Raw genomic sequence first — 2,677 nt, 5'->3', positions numbered from 1 at the left:
CCGCATACGTCAGCCGCTCGTTCTCGTACACGACGGCCGCCTCTTCCGGCGTGCGCTCCGCCTGTTCCTCGAACAGCCGGTGGAACGCTGCCACAGGAGCCGCTTCCGGCTGCGCCGGGTTAAACGCGCCGAGAATTTGCTCTTTTTCCTCTTCCGTCAACAAGTTCAGCTCGGCAATCTTCGCATCCGGACGGCTTACGATCGCCGCAAGCAAATGTCCGAAATGAGTCGACAGCCGCCGGATCGTGCTTTCTTTATAAAGAGCCGTTGCGAATTCAAAGCTGCACTCCAGGCCGCCGTTTTCTTCCGTAACATCCACACTCAGGTCGAACTTGGCCGTGCCGTATTCGCTAGGGTACGGGGACAATTTCAGCCCTTCCAGCTCAAACTCTTTATCCTCCAAGTTTTGCAGGGAGAACATCGTGTCAAACAGCGGGTTGCGGCTCAAATCCCGGCTAACCTGCACTTTATCGACGAGCTCTTCGAACGGATAATTCTGATGCTCGTAAGCGCCTAAGGTCGTTTCTTTCACTTCTTCCAGATACGACAGGAAGGTCTTCTCCGAAGCCGGATAATTGCGGAGCGCCAGCGTATTGACGAACATTCCGATCAAAGGCTGCGTGTCTCCGTGCGTTCTGCCCGCAATCGACGTTCCGACGATCAAATCGTCCTGACCTGTGTATTTATGCAAAAGCACGGTATATGCCGCAAGCAGCACCATATACAGCGTCGTTCCTCTTTGAGCGGCCAGCTGCTTCAAGCCTTCGTTCGTTGCCTCGTCCACGAAGGACGTCAGCGTTTGTCCCTCAAAGCTCTGCACGGCAGGACGCGGATAGTCCGTCGGCATTTCCAGAACCGGCAGCTCGCCCCGGTAACGGTCCAGCCAGTAAGCTTCCTCGCGTTTCAACTGCACTTTTTGCTCGTCCGACTGCTGCCATACCGCATAGTCCTTGTATTGAATGCGCAAAGGCTCTAATGACTCGCCGCCGTACAGACGAACGAGTTCCTCGACTAACACGTCCATCGAAACCCCGTCGGAGACGATATGGTGCATGTCAAACATCAGCAAATAACGTTCGGCTGCCAGCTCTACGAGCTCCGCCCGCAGCAGCGGAGGCTTCGCCAAGTCGAAAGGCCGGATAAAGTCCTGCACGACTTCAGGCGCTTCTTCCTCGCTCGCATGACGGTACTCGACGGCAAAGTCGACGCTCTCGTAAATGCGCTGTATTGCTTCGCCTTGTACGATCTCAAAGCTGGTTCGCAGTGTTTCGTGCCGTGCGATCAGTCCGCGGAAAGCCTTCTCCAGCAGGCTCCGGTCAATCGATCCTTCCAGCAGCAGCACGCTCGGCATGTTGTAGCTCTGATCGGCCCCTTCCAGCTGATTCAGGATAAACAGCCGCTTCTGAACTGAGGAAAGCGGATAATATGCTCTTGCGCCTGTCAGCGGAATCGACGAGAACGACTGCTCTCCGATCCGGGAGATGGCAAGAGCCATCTCTTCGATCGTCGAGTAGCGGAATACGTCGCGCAGAGGCAGCTCGACGTTCATTTCCTTCTGAATCTTGCTGACAAGGTTCGTCGCCCGCAAGGAGTGACCTCCGAGCTCGAAGAAATTGTCCAGGACTCCAATGCCAGAGTAGCCCAGCACTTCCTCCCAGATCTTCACAAGCTGGGACTCCGTCCGGTTACGCGGCGCTACGTATTCGACGCCCGTTTGTATGCCGCCTTGCGGCTCCGGCAGCGCTTTGCGGTCCACTTTGCCGTTGGTCGTCAGCGGCATACGCTCCAACTGCACGAAGTACGACGGGATCATGTACCCCGGCATTCCCTGGGCCAGCGAGGTTCTCATTTCGCTGACCGTCAGTGTCCGGTCCGCCACAAAGTAGGCGACAAGCGCCTTCTCGCCCCCGCCGTCCTGACGGGCAAGCACCACCGCTTCTTCCACGCCCTCGACGTTCAGCAGCTGCGTCTCGATTTCGTCCAGTTCGATCCGGTACCCGCGGATTTTGACCTGGTGGTCGATCCGGCCCAGGTATTCGATGTTGCCGTCCGGCAGCCAAGCCGCCAAGTCGCCCGAGCGGTACAGTTTCTCCCCCTCCGCAAACGGGGAATCGACGAACTTCTCCGCCGTCAGATCCGGACGGTTCAGGTATCCTCTCGCAAGGCCTTCCCCGGCCACGTACATTTCGCCCGCTACGCCGATCGGCACTGGGCGGCGGTTTTCATCCAGGACGTACACCCTCAGCGTCGGGATCGGCTTGCCGATATTGCTCTTCGCCGCCTCCATTTCGACCCATGTGATTTCCTTATACGTCACGTGAACCGTCGTCTCGGTAATGCCGTACATATTGATCAGCTTCGTCTCCGGGTACTTCGTCTTGAAGCCCTTGAGCAGCAGCGGACTCAGCGCTTCGCCCCCAAAGATCACATTGCGAATCCGCAAATCGTATGGATGATCCGTCAAGACCTCACGCAGCAGCTGGTAGAAGTACGTTGGCGTCTGGTTCAAAATCGTGACCTGTTCGCGGCCCAGCAGCGCCAGGAAATCAGCCGGATTTTTCGCCGTGAGCGGCGGTACGATGACCAGCTTGCCTCCGTTCAGCAGCGCTCCGTACATTTCCCAGACGGAGAAATCGAAGCAGAACGAGTGGAACAGCGTCCACGTGTCGGACGGCCC

General features: G+C 57.4%; 1 protein-coding gene. It reads right to left on the bottom strand.

Annotated elements, in window-relative coordinates; translation table 11 throughout:
- Window positions 1-2,677 (bottom strand): condensation domain-containing protein (locus tag GRP75_RS23825; protein ID WP_160790553.1); only part of this gene is annotated, 2,677 nt, incomplete at both ends.

The sequence above is a fragment of the Paenibacillus sp. OT2-17 genome (assembly GCF_009827695.1).
Lineage (GTDB): Bacteria > Bacillota > Bacilli > Paenibacillales > Paenibacillaceae > Paenibacillus > Paenibacillus polymyxa_B.
Note: the sequence above shows the minus strand (reverse complement) of the source record. Positions and strands in the feature narration are given on the sequence as shown.